Annotated in this window: 12 protein-coding genes; 4 read left to right on the top strand and 8 right to left on the bottom strand. The window is 36.2% G+C overall.

The features are described from left to right. Window positions 1-13: 13 nt before the first annotated feature. The 7 genes from A9G47_RS03890 to A9G47_RS03860 form a co-directional block, all read right to left on the bottom strand. On the bottom strand, window positions 14-3,766 hold the full coding sequence (locus A9G47_RS03890; RefSeq protein ID WP_065642212.1) for a T6SS effector BTH_I2691 family protein: 3,753 nt from the start codon (window positions 3,764-3,766) through the stop codon (window positions 14-16). Window positions 3,767-3,786: 20 nt separating this feature from the next. After that, window positions 3,787-4,758, bottom strand: a complete 972-nt coding sequence (locus tag A9G47_RS03885; protein ID WP_065580733.1) for a DUF4123 domain-containing protein — start codon at window positions 4,756-4,758, stop codon at window positions 3,787-3,789. Window positions 4,759-4,770: 12 nt separating this feature from the next. Next, window positions 4,771-7,284, bottom strand: coding sequence for a type VI secretion system Vgr family protein (locus tag A9G47_RS03880; RefSeq protein ID WP_065642211.1), 2,514 nt, complete (start codon window positions 7,282-7,284; stop codon window positions 4,771-4,773). A 961-nt stretch (window positions 7,285-8,245) separates the two neighbouring features. Next, window positions 8,246-8,686: a PTS sugar transporter subunit IIA gene (locus tag A9G47_RS03875; protein ID WP_065642210.1), complete on the bottom strand. Its 441-nt coding sequence runs from the start codon at window positions 8,684-8,686 to the stop codon at window positions 8,246-8,248. 69 nt (window positions 8,687-8,755) lie between these two features. Further along, window positions 8,756-10,168, bottom strand: coding sequence for a PTS fructose transporter subunit IIC (locus A9G47_RS03870; protein WP_065642209.1), 1,413 nt, complete (start codon window positions 10,166-10,168; stop codon window positions 8,756-8,758). A gap of 10 nt (window positions 10,169-10,178) precedes the next feature. Continuing rightward, window positions 10,179-11,099: a 1-phosphofructokinase family hexose kinase gene (locus A9G47_RS03865; protein WP_065642208.1), complete on the bottom strand. Its 921-nt coding sequence runs from the start codon at window positions 11,097-11,099 to the stop codon at window positions 10,179-10,181. 13 nt (window positions 11,100-11,112) lie between these two features. Then, entirely contained in the window at window positions 11,113-11,967 is an 855-nt protein-coding gene (locus A9G47_RS03860; RefSeq protein WP_065642207.1) for a tagatose bisphosphate family class II aldolase, read from the bottom strand. Window positions 11,968-12,313: 346 nt separating this feature from the next. On the opposite strand from A9G47_RS03860, the gene A9G47_RS03855 reads away from it, so the two are divergent. Continuing rightward, a complete protein-coding gene (locus A9G47_RS03855; RefSeq protein WP_065567994.1) occupies window positions 12,314-13,141 on the top strand; it encodes a DeoR/GlpR family DNA-binding transcription regulator in 828 nt (275 codons plus the stop codon). 2 nt (window positions 13,142-13,143) lie between these two features. Continuing rightward, entirely contained in the window at window positions 13,144-14,112 is a 969-nt protein-coding gene (locus tag A9G47_RS03850; RefSeq protein ID WP_065642206.1) for a sugar kinase, read from the top strand. 245 nt (window positions 14,113-14,357) lie between these two features. Here the strand turns inward: A9G47_RS03850 and hemW are convergent, their stop codons facing one another. Further along, on the bottom strand, window positions 14,358-15,485 hold the full coding sequence (hemW, locus tag A9G47_RS03845; protein ID WP_065642205.1) for a radical SAM family heme chaperone HemW: 1,128 nt from the start codon (window positions 15,483-15,485) through the stop codon (window positions 14,358-14,360). Between the two features lie 197 nt (window positions 15,486-15,682). On the opposite strand from hemW, the gene A9G47_RS03840 reads away from it, so the two are divergent. Both A9G47_RS03840 and rplY read left to right on the top strand, forming a co-directional pair. Then, window positions 15,683-16,555, top strand: coding sequence for a D-hexose-6-phosphate mutarotase (locus A9G47_RS03840; protein ID WP_065567997.1), 873 nt, complete (start codon window positions 15,683-15,685; stop codon window positions 16,553-16,555). A gap of 181 nt (window positions 16,556-16,736) precedes the next feature. Next, window positions 16,737-17,021 carry a 50S ribosomal protein L25 gene (gene rplY, locus A9G47_RS03835; protein ID WP_065567998.1) on the top strand — a complete coding sequence of 95 codons (285 nt, stop codon included), beginning with the start codon at window positions 16,737-16,739 and terminating at the stop codon, window positions 17,019-17,021. Window positions 17,022-17,158 lie beyond the last annotated feature (137 nt).

Here is a 17,158-nt window from a genome sequence, read left to right as displayed (position 1 = left end):
CCTTGTGCAACCATTAATCCAACCATTTTAATACTTCCTGCTCAATTTGTAACATAATGGCGGGGTGTTGCAATTGATCTTGATCGCTTTGATCTTCGGTTTTAGGGTGCGTTTGCGGCGCACTATTTGCTTGTTGAGTGGCAAAGATCGCATCGTCAAAAAAACCTTTTAATTCAGCAATGGCTGTAAAATGGTTAGCCTGTTGCGCGGCATTGGTAAATTTTTGCTCATCTCTTTTTTTGCCTAGTGCTGAAAATTTAAGATGAATTTGAATATCGTTATCTTTACAAATTTCATAAATCCATGTTAATAGTGCCGCTAACCCCCCAACCGCTCCAGCAACACGGAATAGTAATAATCGGCAGGCGCCTAAATTAAAGGCTTGTTGAAGCCCTTTGCGCAAGATTAGTTTCTGAATTTTTACACGGAACAGGGTTTGTACCCATTCATAACGGTACGATAACCCATATAACACATATAATCCACCAGCCGTCGTGTTTAGTCCACACGCTAACCCTCCCGACCAAGTGGCATATGAATTGCCATATTTGTAGTTGTCCTTAGCGCCTATCCCCATTTCAACCGCAGAGATAAAATAAGTTAACGCGGTAAACACGCCAAAGCCTGTTTTAGCATACCGAAAGCCCTTTATTGCCCTTGGGTTACGTGCCAAAATAGTTGATGCTACGGTGTCGGCAACGGCGGCTGCTAACGAACTAGTTGCCATGGCTTTTTCTAATAAAATGTCGGTATCGTTAGCAAATAGTGAAGGCTCTTTATTCATAATGTATCGCCAGTTATAGGCTTCGAACGCCCCTACTAAAAAACCTAACCTTGCGCTACGCAGATGAATTTGATTAGTGGTTAATTGTTGAGTTGCCTGTTCAGAAAAAATTTTAAACACCACATTAACTTGCTTTTTAAATAGGTGATCGAGCTCAACAAATTGTTCGGTAAAGCGTTTATCAAGCTGTTTAATGGCGCTGTTTAAACTGTCACGCAGTTCTTTTAAGGTTTTTTTTACTTGAGCAGGGTAAGTGCTAAGCAAAACATGCAAGCCACCACCCACAGGCACCCCCACAAAGCTTTGCGCTTTAAAGGTTTTATAAGTCGCCATAATTTGATATTTCATATGCGCATAAGTGACAGCCGTTTTCCAAACAACGCCAGATAGCGCCAAGGCAGCGGTTTCGGCAATCATTGCCCCCAAGCTGTATAAACAAGTGTTAATTGGTACACACATTGCCACCAGTTTATCATACAGTTTTAATGTGTAATTATTCATGGTGCCTGGGTTGTCGTAATTGCTAAACCAACGGGTAATAATGTTATGTTTACCAAAGCTGGTGTCAATCGCAATAGTAGTTAGCCCCTGTTTATTTTGCAGTTTCTTTAACTCCATGATATGTTCTAGCACTAGGTTGGCTTTGCGTAAATTAACGATATAGGTTGATATGTTGGATTTAATTGCTTCTGTAAGCGCATCTTCAGCATATTTTTCTTTTTTATTAGCATCTACTGCGTTATATATTTCTTTCAATACGTCCCAAGTTAACTGCCAATCATAACTGATTGTACGCCATAATAATGCCGCAATCGAGGTTCTAATATGGATATAGGTTTCGCCTTCAATACTAAATTGCTGGATATCTAATAGCTGTTCAATAAAGGCGTTGCCTTCTTCGGTTTGTTCTAATCCTTCAAAAGTGCGGTTAACCACTGCGGTAAAATAATAACCATTAAGGTTAATTTTCAGTAACTCTTGTTTTTGATGTTTTTTTATTTCTTCTTCTTTTAATGCAATATTCAATTCTTCTTCTATTTTAGTTTGGCATTTACCCCATACCGCACTGTTGTTGTCGAGCTCAATATTACGTTCGTACGATAGATCATTCACAAAGGTTAAATAATGGCTTTCTTTAATCCAATGAATAAGTTGCTTGGCTCGCTCACTGGCAATTTGCTTAATATGTTGGTTAAATTTTTTTTCCACATTTTCAAAATGGTGAGAAATCAAGCACCGTTTATATTTTTTAAACTCATTTTGTGTTTTTCTATAAAGAAGTGATTGATGTTCTTTTGCTTTGTCACAATACTCTTTTATCAATGCGTTATAAACTTTATCCAATAATTTGGCATCTTGCTTAATTTCTTCAATTGGGGCTTCATAACTAAACGAGGAATATTTTATAGCTTTAGCATAAATGCTGTTTTCTAGGTATTCTCCGTTAATTAGTTGATCGCTATACCAGGGGCTTTCATATATTGAAGGACCTTCACCAAAATAATTCAATTTTAAAAATTTCATAAATCGGTAATAGTATTCATGCCCAAGCGGTTTGCCATAAAAATACTCTTTAACCAATAAAATGTATGATTTGACTAATTGATAATAATCACGATTTATAGGTGCCTTAAGTCCATCTTCAGCTTTAGGCGTACCATATATCTTATTCATATTATCAATAATACCCCTTACTTTAAATTTACCTCCTATTTTATGTTTGTTATATTGCGAAATACTTTCATATTCTTTATCGCTTATATCTTTTAATTGTGATAATGAAAATGCTTCTTGGTAATCAATATCTGCTAACCTTTTACCATTTGCTGTCGCTAAATAGAGTTCGTCATTTGTAGGGGAAAACTTGAAATCTTCTTGCGCTACTTGATATTCGGAATAGGTTTCCACCACTTTCATCATCTCTTTAACATCTAATTCCATATCGGCTTCTTTGTTAAATTGACCCAAGTGACCAAAAATATCGGTATAGTAGTTGTTGAGATCGAGCGCTACCCCTATTGCATCATCCAATGCTAGCAACATTGGTTGCCCATGATCACCGCTATAACTTTGCATCGTGCTATGTAATTTTTGTACATATGAATCGTGCATTTCAGCTGAAAGCTGTTCCTCCGATTCATTGGTATTGGCTTTAAAAATCGCCCACGGTTGTTCAGTTGTGTTAATTTGGGTGATTTTTTGATAATCGTTATTTAATAAAATTGATTTTTTCTCATACAGCCACAGTGGTCCTTGCATAGCATTGACTGATTGGGCACTTTGATAAAATTCATGTTTTGTATCAGGCAAAGCATTTTTTTGGATAAAATCAAAATTAAAATCTAAAATATCAGTAATTGATCGTTCTGAGGCAATAGTGGCACTTTCTTGGTTATAGTTTTTATTTTGCCAAGCCTCAATATCTAATTCTTGCATACGTGGGGTTGGCGTTTTACGATATTCTTGCATCGCTTCAACAGTCCAAGGAAACTCACTATAAGCAATATAAACTTTACTGTAACGCGAAGGGTTCGGTATAGTAAGAAAAGCATTTAACGTAGGGTTACTTAATAAGTTTGGGCAGTGGTAGGATCCGTTTTCGTTCACATCAACCGATTTTGTCGACTGCATGCCATTTAATTTAGTAAACCGACCTTCATCATCAACACTATAAATTAACCAATAACGGTTTTCTAACTCCTCTTGTGCGGATTCACTTTGTGAGCTAGCGTCTTCATTAGAACTGTCTTCATTAGAACCGTCTGCGTCTGAAGGTAAATAAATATAAATAAACCCAGCTCTAATTCGGCGAACATGATACTGGTAATCCTTATTTAAGGAAACAGTGGTTACTCCGTCTAACTTTGCCCATGTTGGACAAGCACTTTTAATATAAGTAGGAACTACCGTATAACGGGTAGGAAAAATAGCCAGTCCTTCTCTTTGGCAATCACACTGTTTTTTTTCGCTTTGTTCACTCATGTCTAATCCTCATCAATCCCTTATTTTTCATTCAGTTCTTGTAAATATATTTGCCAATTATCTGATCTTATTTTATTCAATTCACCCAAAAGTCGATAATATTTACCAAGATCCGTACATTGCTTGATTTTACTTTCAATTTTGGGGTGACAATCAAAATCATGCCCCCATTTTAATGCCAATTTTGCCCATTCAAGTTTTAATTCTTTTTCGTGAATATTGTTATTCATTAAACGAATTAAACAAGGAGTAATTTTTTGTAATGATTGAATTTCATCAATATTTTTTGCTGGATGTTTTATTTGTTCTGAACGAATAATTTGATTATTAATTCCAATACAATCCAATTTTTGATGTTGATCGGTTGTGATCCATAAACTACCCATTAAGGAGAATTGTACGGGTTCGATCTGCTGTTTAATATTAAGGGTACCTTGTCGAGTTAGCATTGCCCATTTTTCAATATTGCCTAATAGTTTGTTTTGTTGTTTGCTGTCTAATATACTCATTAGCTGAAAAAAGACAGCGGGATCGTAGTATCGTAGCAGTATATTTTTATCTCTCCCTCGTTTTTGGATTGTGCGTAACCCTAAATCTTTGGCTATACTTTCGGTTTTTTTATGGGTAAATAACCAAGCACAATATTGCTGACCTGTCCCTACAGCAATCGATTGCGGAGCTAGCTGTTTGAGTGCTCGATCAAGCATAAAACTTAATACGGCTTGCTCGTATTTGTCTCTAAGATCCAGTTCTATTAGCCATGGACACTTTGTTTTTAATACTGATGGATGGCTTATGGGTACTTTATATAATCGAAGTTGATTATGAAAGTATTTCATAAAGGGCTCATCAATTGGAGTTAAAAATGGATCAAGCAGTGCTAAACAACGGTTTTTATAAACCTGCGACTCATCAACAAGTATTCGTGTTATTGCCAAGGCATTATCCGATAATTTATTTAAATCAATGGTTGTTTGTCCACATCTCAACATACTTTGACCTTTTTATTCGATATCGATTGTAGCTTGCTGATCGTTAGCCTGTTGATTTTGCGTATTTTGGCATTTTACTTCGTCGGCTAAATTATTTATGATTGACATATTATGTGCCCCCATCTTTTGCACCACATTACATTTAAGATAAATATTATCTTGCGTACCCAGTTCAATGCCTGCACTGCTGATTTTGATATAAGAGCCGCCACAGATTAGAGTCAGCGCTTTAGTAGCTGTTATCTGTGTTTCACCATCAACACTGTCTATTTTTATATCTTGCTTGGCTGCCATATTGAGGTTGGCATTTTGGGCTTGCACTGCAATATCGCCTTGGTTAGCAAATAGCTTCATGCCTAATTTATGGGCAAATAGCCCTATTGCGTCGCCAGATGATACGGTGATGTTTTTTAATGCGTTGATATCGGTTTGGTTTTCACTGGTTAGGGTTAAGCTATTACCTGTTGTCAGTTGGATGTTTTCTGGGCTGGTTAAGGCAATGCCTTCTTGCGCATAGGCCAGTAGGCCACTTTGAGTTAGCTCGCTTAAGTTGGCTTTAAGCTGGTCTTGACTGTCGGTATCCGCGCTGTGTGCGTCAGACTGGGTAGCGGCATTTTGTAGGGCTTTGGCAATCGATAAGGCATTTTCCAGTTGGTTTATTGCCGCTTGCATATCCAGTTGTTTGCCTTGGGCTTTCGGCTCGGTTTGGGTGGTTAAGTATAAGCCTTTGTTGGCAGCAATCGCCCCCCATTCATCCGTCCTCAGTTCAAAGCCTTCACCGCGTTGGCTTTTTTTATTATCGACCAAATGCCCCAAATTAAGCTGAGTTTTGCCGTATTCGGTGGCGAGTTTGATATGCTCTTGCCCGCGCTTATCATCCATGCGCAGTTTGTTGTTGGCCGGAGTGCGAATGACATTGCGGTGTTTGTTAATGGTGGTCACATGGTCAGGGTGGGCGCTGTCGTGCATTGCATGGGCAATATACGGCCTATCGGGATTGCCATTCATAAAGGCAATCGCCACTTCCGTGCCGTCAATTAACGGGAAGTGAAAACCATAAGTGTTACCCGAATAAGGTTTGGCTAAGCGTACCCATAGGCTTTCAGTACCCTTTTTCCATTCTTTTAAGTCAAAGTTGAATTTAACTCGGTAGCGCCCGTGAGTGTCAATATAGCCATAGGTGTCATTATCAGGGCTAGTGACCCGTGCAGGTAAGGTGCCACTGACTTGTGGCCAGCGTATGGGCGCTGGGCGATAAGGTTTTAAGGCTTGATAGGGAATGGCGGTAAAGGTGAGTGCATAGGCATCGGTACGGTTACCTTGTCCTTGCACACTTAAAATAATCACCCCTTCTTCAATCGATTTTAACGGACTGCCCGTGATGTTAATAAGTTGCCCTGGGGCTAATTGATAGCGATTGCTTTTACCCGTGAGGATTATTTGCTGGCTAATCGCCTGCTCATGACGAATGCGGGCATACCATTGACCGCTTTCAATGGCGTTATCTTGTTCAATACCGTCATCTTGCGGTGACGGGTTAGCGGTTTGTACTTGGTTGGGATTAGTGGCTTTATCATTTGGCTTGCTCTGCTGACCTTGTCCGCTTTTATAATGCTCTTCGTAACGGTAATCAGTGCCTTGCGTGGTGGTGGTTTTCGGTTGGGTGTTGATATCGGTGAGTAAATCGGCTTTGGCATCACGGTAGTTATAGTCTTGAACGGTCACTGAGGCCGGTACCACTTCGCTATGTAAGGTGATATCCCAAACACTTTCTATGCCCGTATCGGCCATACCACTCGGCGGTTTATAGTCGATATTGTCCACCTGTACATAGCCTTGTTCATAATCACTTAATACCATCACATCACAATCATGCTCGGCATGGGTTTCAAAGCGAAACCAGATACCGACATCGGCCAATAAGCGTTGAATAAATTCCAGGTCGCTTTCTTGCCACTGGGTGATAAACTCCCGTTCAGGGTAGCTGTCTTTGAGCGCTAACCGGTAATCAATGCCGGTAAAGCCGTGGCTGCGTAGTACTTCTTCAACCACACTGACCACGCTTTGATTTTGAAATATAGCACTATTTTTCCCCACAGCCAGCCGTGCTAAGCACGAAGATAACACAACTTGGTAATGAGCTTCATCTTTATTGACTGATAGCTGGCTAAATTCAGTGATGACCCCATGCAAGGTGCGTTTATTCGTCACGGCCGGCAAGTCGCTTAGTGAACGAATAGCGGAAGTTAATGGTTTGTTAATAACAGGATTAAAGCAGAAAGTCGATTTTTGATTAAGAAACGCATCGGGCGATAAGGTTTTGTCAGGGCTGGTAAAGGTAACCACATAATGCCAAGGTTGATTTAACTGCTCATCACCGTCAACATGCAAAACTGAAATCGGTGCGGTCAGCCCGTCAACGGTTAAGGTATAGCGATTATGGCTAACGCCCCCTAAACTATCAAGTAATCCACCCATTAATCCTTCACCTAATTGACCTAGCAGGCGATTAAGCTTGTTTTCCATGGCGTTTTCTCTCCTTTAAATGCAACTTATTAAAACTTTTAGTGATGTTATTTACAAAATGATTATGAATTATATATGATTGTTTTTCTATCTCAACAGATTATTGAAGTAATGTATATAACATTATCCAATAAACTTTCTATTTACCAATGTAAATGCTTTTAATATTAATAAGTTAATTATTTTGACAACTATATTGACACGCTAAAAGTTTGGTTGAAAAGAGATAAGATAACTTAATTTTAACCATTAAGTAGGTTTTGATCTTCGCCAAAATATTAGATAGTAATCGCCTCAATCAATTTGGCATTAAGGTAATATTGCTTTTCATATTGCTCTGACGATATTCAGCTATTATCGGAAAAACTAAATACCTATTAATAGGTGAACTTATTTACCGACCAATCACATTTCAATCCAATAAATCAATCATTACGACGAGGTATAACCCACCTTGGCTGAGTTTGATAAAGTGATATCAGTTATCCCCCGACTTGATAGGGTTTATCAGGATTAAGCAGTCTATTTTATGTATGGGGCAGTGCATCATAAAATAGCCTTGTCGCAAAAGAAGTAACGTTATTATTTACTATTATTTAGTAAAATAAAAAACTTCAATAAAATCAATAGCTTTTCTGAATGATTTTTATCATATTCGATTTGCCGTTCTTTCTGCTACATCATAGTCCTTTTTCCTTATATCATACATCAAGTTTAGTGCAACTAAACGTGCGCCTAACACCCAAATAGTTAGCTATTTTTAGCTAATAAGAGATGAATTTTAGATAAGGTATACTCCACCACCTGTTGTTGGAAATGGTGTTAAATGCTGTAGCATAATGGGTTCCTCTATGATTTTTATTTATATCATAGAGGTAGTATTTGTCGGTTTTTGGGATGAAAATCAAGTTCAACCTTATTGTATTGAAATGATCTTTTGACATGAAATAAAATAAATCTTTTAGCAACTACCTTGTAGTATTTCTAATAGATTTTCAGCGGTTTTAATCGTTTTAATACGATCGAGCGTATCTTCAGCAATTACAGCTTTTGTTAACTGTCGTAAAATATCGAGATGTTCATTAGCTTTCGCTGCGATGCCAATAACAACATAAGCTATGTTATCATCTTGATCCCAGAGTACCCCTTTTGGATAGTAAATTATTTTTAAGCCTGTTTTGATGACACTATCACGCTTATCAGTCGTTCCATGAGGAATGGCAATACCATTACCTAAAAATGTAGAGATTTGGGTATCTCGATCAAACATGGCTTGTGTATAATCATCTTTTACTAGACCTGCTTTTATCATCGCTTCTGATACTGATTGAATGGCATCTTGTTTAGAATAACGCCCGCTTATAATTCTAATATCATCGATAGTAAGTTTTAAATCGCTCATTTATTGTCCTTTTAGTTTTGATGCATCGAAAAATTATCGGTATATCAATTAGTTAATCATATCGTATTGTTAATTGTTAATTGTTAATTGTCTATTTTGGTGAATTCGAATTAAGCCTAATAATATGGCTCCGACAAGCACGCCAGTAAAAATACAAGCTACCCATAGAAAAGGTTTATTTACCAATGGAAGTACAAGAAAACCACCATGTGGTGCGGGAACTTGAATATGGCTTAAAAAAGTCAATACCGATGCGATGGCGGACGATAACATCATGACAGGAATGACACGTAATGGATCTTTAGCCGCAAAAGGAATCGCACCTTCAGTGATGTGTGTAGCACCTAAAATATAGTTTACAATTCCAGCTGCACGCTCTTCCTCAGTAAATGCTTTTCCACGAAATATCGTTGTTGAGAAAGCAATGACAAAAGGTGGCACAATACATGCGGCTGAAACTCCAGCCATAAAGTAAAAGTTACCTTCGCCTAGTAGCATAGTCCCTGTTACATAGGCGGCTTTATTTACTGGACCTCCAAAGTCAAAGGAACACATAGCACCAATGACTATGCCAAGTAAAACAGGATTAGCTGATTGTAATGATTCAAGAAATGATTTCATTGCATGGTTAACTGCTGCAATTGGGTCACCTAATAAGAACATGCCTGCACCAATCACAAAAACACCAATTAACGGCATGATAAAAATAGATTTTAGCCCTTCAAATGAACGAGGAAGTCTATCTAACCATTTTTTGACATATAGCATTAAGTAGCCTGCTGCAAAGCCTGCAATAATGCCACCTAAGAACCCTGCACCTGTAATATTGGCAATCAATCCGCCAACAAAACCTGCCACTAACCCTGGCCTACCTCCAATTGAGTAAGCAATAAAACCCGTAAAGATGGGTACCATAATACCAAATGCTTGCCCGCCTATTTTCATCAACAATGCGGCAAATTGATTATATTGTGCATTTGTCTCATCGGCCGAGTAAATCCCCCATAAAAATGAGAGTGCGATTAATACACCACCTGCGACAACAAAAGGCAGCATATTAGATACACCGCTCATTAGGTGTTTGTAAATTTGGCGACCAATTGACTCTTGTGTCACGGGTTGTTGATTTGAGGGTACCGATTTTTGTGTATTATTGGTAGCTCCGTTACGTAATGGCGCATTGCCTGAAATTATTTGCTCAATAAGCATTACAGCCTTATGAATACCATCTTTTACAGGAACCTCAATAACAGGCAAGCCATTAAAACGATCGGGATTGACATCTTTATCAGCGGCGATAATAACGCCGATAGCGTTCGCTATATCCTCATCTGTAATGGCATTATCTATCCCACCTGCGCCATTGGTTTCTACTTTAATTTCAACGCCTATTTTTTTAGCTGCGGATTTCAAAGCTTCTTCTGCCATATAAGTATGAGCGATACCGGTTGGGCAACCTGTTATAGCTAATATTTTTTTCATAATTATTCCCTCATTTTATTTGGGTAATTTCAATTTGATTCATATAAATATAGATCTTATCTAGCAAACCTAATCCATCTGATTCAGCAACATTCGCCCCCGTTGCCGATGCTTTTTTCATTGATCTTTCAATATTTTCCCTATCAGGCAACCATTCACTAAGAAAGGCTGCTAGTGACGCATCTCCAGCACAAGCGGAGCTGATTAATTTGATCTTTACAGCATTGCAAAACCAAATATGTGTTCCATTCGAAAAATAGAGCCCTTTAGCCCCCATAGTTAATAAAATATTTTGTGCACCTTGTGCGTGAATATTTTCTAATGCGGTAATAATTTGCGATGTCGTTTGGGTTTCAAAACCAAAAATTTCTTTGATTTCATCATCATTGGGTTTAATTAATAAAGGTTTATAAGCGAGTAAATCACTTAATATTGGATGGCTAATATCGAGGATGACTTGAATATTTTTGACTTTACATAGAGTTAAAATAGATAGGTAATATTCGGGTTCAATGTTATTTGGTAAGCTACCGCTAATAACTAAATAACAGTTACTGCTTAGTGATTTTATTAATCCTAGCAATTCTTGTTTTTTATTATCAGGTACAAAAGGGCCTTTACCCACCAATTTATATTCATTTTGCCCATCATTAATAAAAACATTGATACGTGTTATATCATCAATAAAACAAGGCTTTGTTTCAATCTGCATTTTTGTCAATTCATCAACGATATATTTTCCAGAAAATCCGCCAAAAAAACCTAATGCACAAGTCGGTTTTAGAAATTTGTGCAAGACAATTGAAACATTGACCGCTTTACCATTTGGGCTATATTGAGTATGCGATGTGCGGTTGACATAATTAGGATTAAACCCTTGGCAACGAATATTCATATCAATTGCGGTATTAAGTGTTAATGTATAGATCATCTTCCTAATTCCTCTATAACTTACCGGCACAACCACATGTGGCAATAATTTTCTTGATAATTTCTTTCATTGCCGCTTTAGCTGGTTTCATATAATGGCGAGGGTCATTAGCCTCAGGATATTCAATAAAGTATTGTTTTAAGGCATTTGAAAATGCCATTTTTAATTCGGTTGCAACATTGACTTTACAAATGCCACGTTTAATACATTCACGAACATCTTTATCAGGAACACCTGAAGCGCCATGTAACACGAGTGGAATATCAGTGATTGAGCGAATTTCGGATAGGCGATCAAAATCCAGTTTAGGTTCTGATTTATAAAGACCATGTGCAGTACCAATGGCGATAGCTAGCGAGTCAATTTGGGTTTTTTGTATAAATTCTAGTGCTTGTTTAGGACTGGTATATAAAGCATCTTTTGCATCCACAGCTAAATCATCTTCAACACCACCAAGACGCCCTAATTCAGCTTCAACACTAACATCATAACGGTGAGCATAATCTACTACACGTTTCACAATGGTAATATTTTCTTCAAATTGAAGATGTGAACCATCAATCATGACAGATCGAACACCAGCATTAATTTTATAAGCTATATCATCAAATTCTTCATGATGATCTAAGTGAACAGCTAAAGGGATGTTATGCTTTTTAGATAGCTCATGAGCAATAGCAATAATGTTTTCTGTTCCTGCATAACTATATGTGCCTGGTGTGCCTGCTAAAATAACGGTTGATTGCAATTCAGCGGCAGTTTTAACTACGACCTGTATAGTTTCTAGATTATGAATGTTAAAGGCTGGTACTGCATAGTGTTCTGTTTGTGCTTTTTTTAACATGTTGTGACTTGAAATAATAGACATATGACTTTCCCTTAATAATTTATTTTGACTTAATAGAGCAATTAACTTTCGTTTCGAAATTTATTTTTAATAATTATGCTTTCGAATTGTAAGTTATTCTAGTGGTAATCACGTGAGATAGATCACAAAAATCAATATTACTTTCAAAACGTAACAAAAATTATTTATAAATTTTCATTTTGATGGTTAACATGTATATATGAGATGTGCTTAGATAAAAGACGTATAAATCATTATTGGTATGATTTATAAGATAAAATGTAATGCGCTAGTTTAATATTGACCAAGCATTGGATTAATTCTATTATCACCAATCTTCATTTTATCTACGGTATAGGAAATAAAATTGGCTAGAGCATCTTCATCCCTATTAAAACGACGACTGCAAATTGCAGAAATTGTTCGTAAACAAGGCGAAGTTAAAGTTGATGAATTATCACAATTGCTTCAGGTATCGAATGTAACTATTCGTCAAGATTTAACTTACTTGGAGCAGCAAGGATATTTAAAGCGCTCTTTTGGTGGAGCAATTTATCTTGCTCAGGATGGAGGGGGAAGTCAGACAAGTGCCATTACACAAAATTATACGCAAAGTTTTAATGATAGCCATGATATTGAATTAGTCAAAACTTGCTTAAGTTATATTAATGATGGTGATACGTTGTTTTTAAGCCATGGTAATTTAATAAGAAAATTGATTCCGTTTTTACATTGCAAAAAATCATTAATACTGATTATGAATGATATTAGTAATGCAAAATTAGCAAAAGAATTTACGGATGCCGAAGTCATTCTTATTGGTGGCGTTTTACTTGAGGGTAATCTTTTACAGGATAACAAGATAATCAACCTTATATTAAATCAATTTCCTGTATCGCATTTTATTCTCGAAATAAGTGCCATCAATATGGGTAATCAATTAATTATTGAAAATTTAGAACAGGTTAAAACTTATCAACAAATAATGAAAAAAGCCGCACACAATATCGCTATTTTACCTCAAAGGCTGATTCATAATAATGATAATAATCTGGGAAAACTCGTTGATCTTGATATGGTTGTGTTATCAAGACCTGCTGTAACAGAGTATCATCAGCAACTCCTGGATGCCAATTTTGAGATACTTATTTCAAATAAATATTGTGTGACTTATCAAAACATACTGGAGAGATAATAATGCATTTGAAAATCTGCACAATTGGTGAGCTACTGGTTGAGTTCTTAGCCAAAGAACAAAATCAACGATTCAATCAAACAGGAGAGTTTATTGGTCCGTTTGTTAGTGGTGCTCCTGCAATATTTGCAGATCAAGTTGCAAAATTAGGTTTTCCCGTTGTTTTTTTTAGTTGTGTTGGTAAAGATGCATTTGGCAAGATGTGTATCAATCGGCTGAAACATGATGGTGTTATTATTGACGGTATCACCATGCATCATAAAGCCAATACTGGTAGTGCTTTTGTCACTTATAAAGATTCTAATGAAAGAGATTTTATTTTTAATATTCCAAATAGCGCATGTGGTTTACTTTCGTTTAATCATGTTAATGAAAGCTTATTAAAAGATTGTAATCATTTACATGTAATGGGCTCATCGCTTTATTCCTTTCGTGTGATTGATGCTATGCGTAAAGCATTAGATATCATCAAAAACAAAGAGGGAACAATTTCATTCGATCCAAACTTACGTAAAGAAATGTTTGATATACCAGAAATGGAGCAATCTTTTGATTACATAATGGAATATACCGATATATTTTTACCCAGTAAAAGCGAAGTTAATTATTTTTCAAATAATAATGATGAAAGTGAACAACAAATAATGATGAGATTGCTTAAAAAAGGGATTAAGCACATTGTGGTAAAAGGCGGTTGTAAAGGCGCTAATTATTATGGGCTTGACGAGCAAGGTTATTTACAAATGTTGCACGTTGATGGGTACACAGTCAACTCCGTTGACCCAACAGGAGCAGGAGATTGTTTTGGTGCCACGTTTGTTAGTTTAATGTTGGCAGGCTATTCAGTCGAAAAAGCATTGCAATATGCAAATGCAAGTGGTGCATTTGCTGTATCTAAAAAAGGTCCTATGGAAGGAACATCTTCATTGACTGAATTAAAGCAGTTCCTTTCTCACACTTTTATTAAATAATAATTAAAAGCAATGAAGTTATCAAAGTATAGGCAAAAAAAATCCCAATAACAAAGTTATTGGGAAAACATAAGGAATAGGAAAACAATGAAATAAATGCATTGTCGGGATACATTATGCCTTTATTTTTTAAAAATGTCTGTAAAGTTATGCGAATGATTGCTTAAATAGTTGGTACCTATTACGTTAAATAATCGTAAAGATAGGCTCTAATTGCCTTTGTCAGAAATTAATATTTAATTTAGCTATAAAAAGAACTCTAATAATGAGTTTAGAAATAGTTTTCCATGTTCAGTTATTTGCCAGTTTTGTTCGTCTTCAATTAAATAGCCTTTTTCAATGGCCATAGTTATTTGTTTCTCAACTATCTGTAATGATAAATGAGTCCGTTGTTCAAATTCGTATTTTGGCACTGGCTCAAATAGCCGAAATCGATTCATAAAAAACTCAAAAGGTAACTCTTGTTTTGGAACTTCATAATATTTATCCAAATAACGCCCTTCTAAATAACCTTTTGGATGGCGAGTTTTTACTGTACGAATAATTTTACCATCAGATTGGGTTAATTTGCCATGGGCGCCACAGCCAATCCCCAAATAGTCCCCAAATCGCCAATAATTTAAATTATGTTCGCATTGAAAACCTTTTTTAGCATAAGCAGAGGTTTCATATTGCTGGTAACCGTGTTTAGTTAATAATTGATGACCTTGTTGGTAAATTTCCCAAAGTTTATCGTCATCTGGTAAAACAGGCGGTTTTGAACTAAATAATGTATTGGGTTCAATGGTTAATTGATACCAAGATAAATGAGGTGGATCAATAGCAATAGCTTGTTTTAAATCATATATAGCATCATCAATACATTGACTTGGTAACCCATGCATTAAATCTAAATTAAAACTTCTTAAATTTAATGTTTGGGCTAATTTTCCTGCTGTGAATGCTTCTTTGGGATTATGTATTCTCCCTAATTTTACAAGCTTATCAGCTTGAAAGCTTTGTACACCAATGGATATTCGATTGATACCAGCTTGTTGATATCCATTAAACCTTTCTATATCAATAGAATTTGGATTGGCTTCAATAGTAATTTCAGCATCATTATCTACGGGAATGATCTTATTTATATTTGATAATAATTTATCAATGAGTTCAGCAGAAAACAGACTTGGAGTACCACCACCAATAAAGATCGAATGAATTAAGCGGTTTGAGCACAAAACAGCATCATGTTGTAAGTCTTTAATTAAATGTTCTATATAAGCTTCATAATTGGGGGCTTTTTTTATCGTATGCGAATTAAAATCACAATAAGGACATTTTTGTACGCACCATGGCATATGAATATACAAACTCATTGGAATTTTATACATAAACGCTGTCTTTCCTGAAACTTTTTGACAACAATAACCAGTATGTTGTTCTATTTTTTATAGTGTGGCATTTTACTTCAAAAAAGTAAAAAAAGCTTTTGGCATCTATTGTATTTTTATTATTAACTTAAAAAGCGTACAATTATTAATAATTTTCGGTATTAACTGTTGTTAAAATTTGTTATTTAGGAGTAAGTATGAGTATTTACAAAAATATTTTAGAAAATAGCTTATCAGGGGTCTCGCTAAGCTCATCGGTTAAGCAATTAACTTATGGCGAACTCCCTACTTTGGTGATTAACCATAAAACTTGTTGTGCAGCGGTGACATTACAAGGTGCACACTTGTTATTTTGGCAACCAATTAATGAGCAAACTCCTGTTATTTGGTTGAGCAACAAAACAAACTTTAAAAAAGGCGTGGCTATTCGCGGTGGTGTACCTGTTTGCTGGCCTTGGTTCGGTCAATCAGGAACGCCGTCTCACGGTTTTGCTCGTATTGTTGAATGGAATTTAGACTCTTGCACTGAAGATGAGCATGGTGTCGATCTCATTCTATCTCTCGTCAATAATCAACAGACAGCGCCTTATTGCAACAAACCTTTCACTGTATCATTAAACCTTCATTTAGGTAAGACCTGTGAAGTTGTTTTAAGTTGTTCTGGTGATTTTGATGTAACTAGCGCACTACATACTTATTTTGGTATCAATAATATTGAAGACGTTGTTGTCAAAGGACTAGGTGAAACCTATCAAGATCGATTAGCCGTTGAAAATAAACCTGCAAAAATAGGGCAATTGACTTTTAACCAAGAGGTTGATCGTATTTATACTAATGCTAGTGACCAAATAACTATCACAAATGGCATTCGAACAGTTCGATTAACTAATACTAATGTAAGTGATGTAGTAACATGGAATCCATGGGTAAATAAAGCTAAAACAATGAGTGACTTTGGTGATGACGAATATAAATCTATGGTTTGTGTCGAATCTGGTTGCATTACAACGCCATTGAAATTATCACCAAATAAAAAATCGACTTATGGTTTTAAAATAGAATTGATTTAAAAATTCACACTATACACGATAAGCACAACCAATGTTTTGCTCGATTGTAATATGATTATTTGATTGCGTTTATTGGGATAACACTCTATAATCTTGTGCACTTTATTAAAGTGCAAGTTTGATAGCCAACTACTGGGTCGCCTGTAATTGGTTTTATTTTAAATCATTAAGAGAAATAAATATGTTTACATTTAAAGCTGAAGTTAGAAAAGAGCATGGTAAGGGTGCGAGCCGCCGCCTGCGTCACGCTGGTAAATTCCCAGCCATTATTTATGGCGGTACTGAACCTGCAATCTCTGTGGTACTTGATCACAACCAAATTTTTAATATGCAAGAAAAACCAGAATTTTATTCTGAAGTATTGACTATTGAAGTTGACGGAAAAGCAACTAAAGTAAAAGTACAAGCAGTACAACGTCATGCGTTTAAACCAAAATTAGTTCATATGGATTTTGTTCGCGCATAATTTATTGATTGGAAAATTATCCAATTACTTGTTTTAAACAAAGGGTCACCGTGATGGTGACCTTTTTGTTTTCGAATCAATAAAGGCTAATGCCTATTGTTATGATTTATCCTGTACACTGACTACCCAACATAATA

The organism is Gilliamella sp. WF3-4, assembly GCF_001690275.1.
In the GTDB taxonomy this organism is placed as follows: Bacteria; Pseudomonadota; Gammaproteobacteria; order Enterobacterales; family Orbaceae; genus Gilliamella; species Gilliamella apicola_C.
This window is presented reverse-complemented; position numbering and strand designations above follow the sequence as displayed.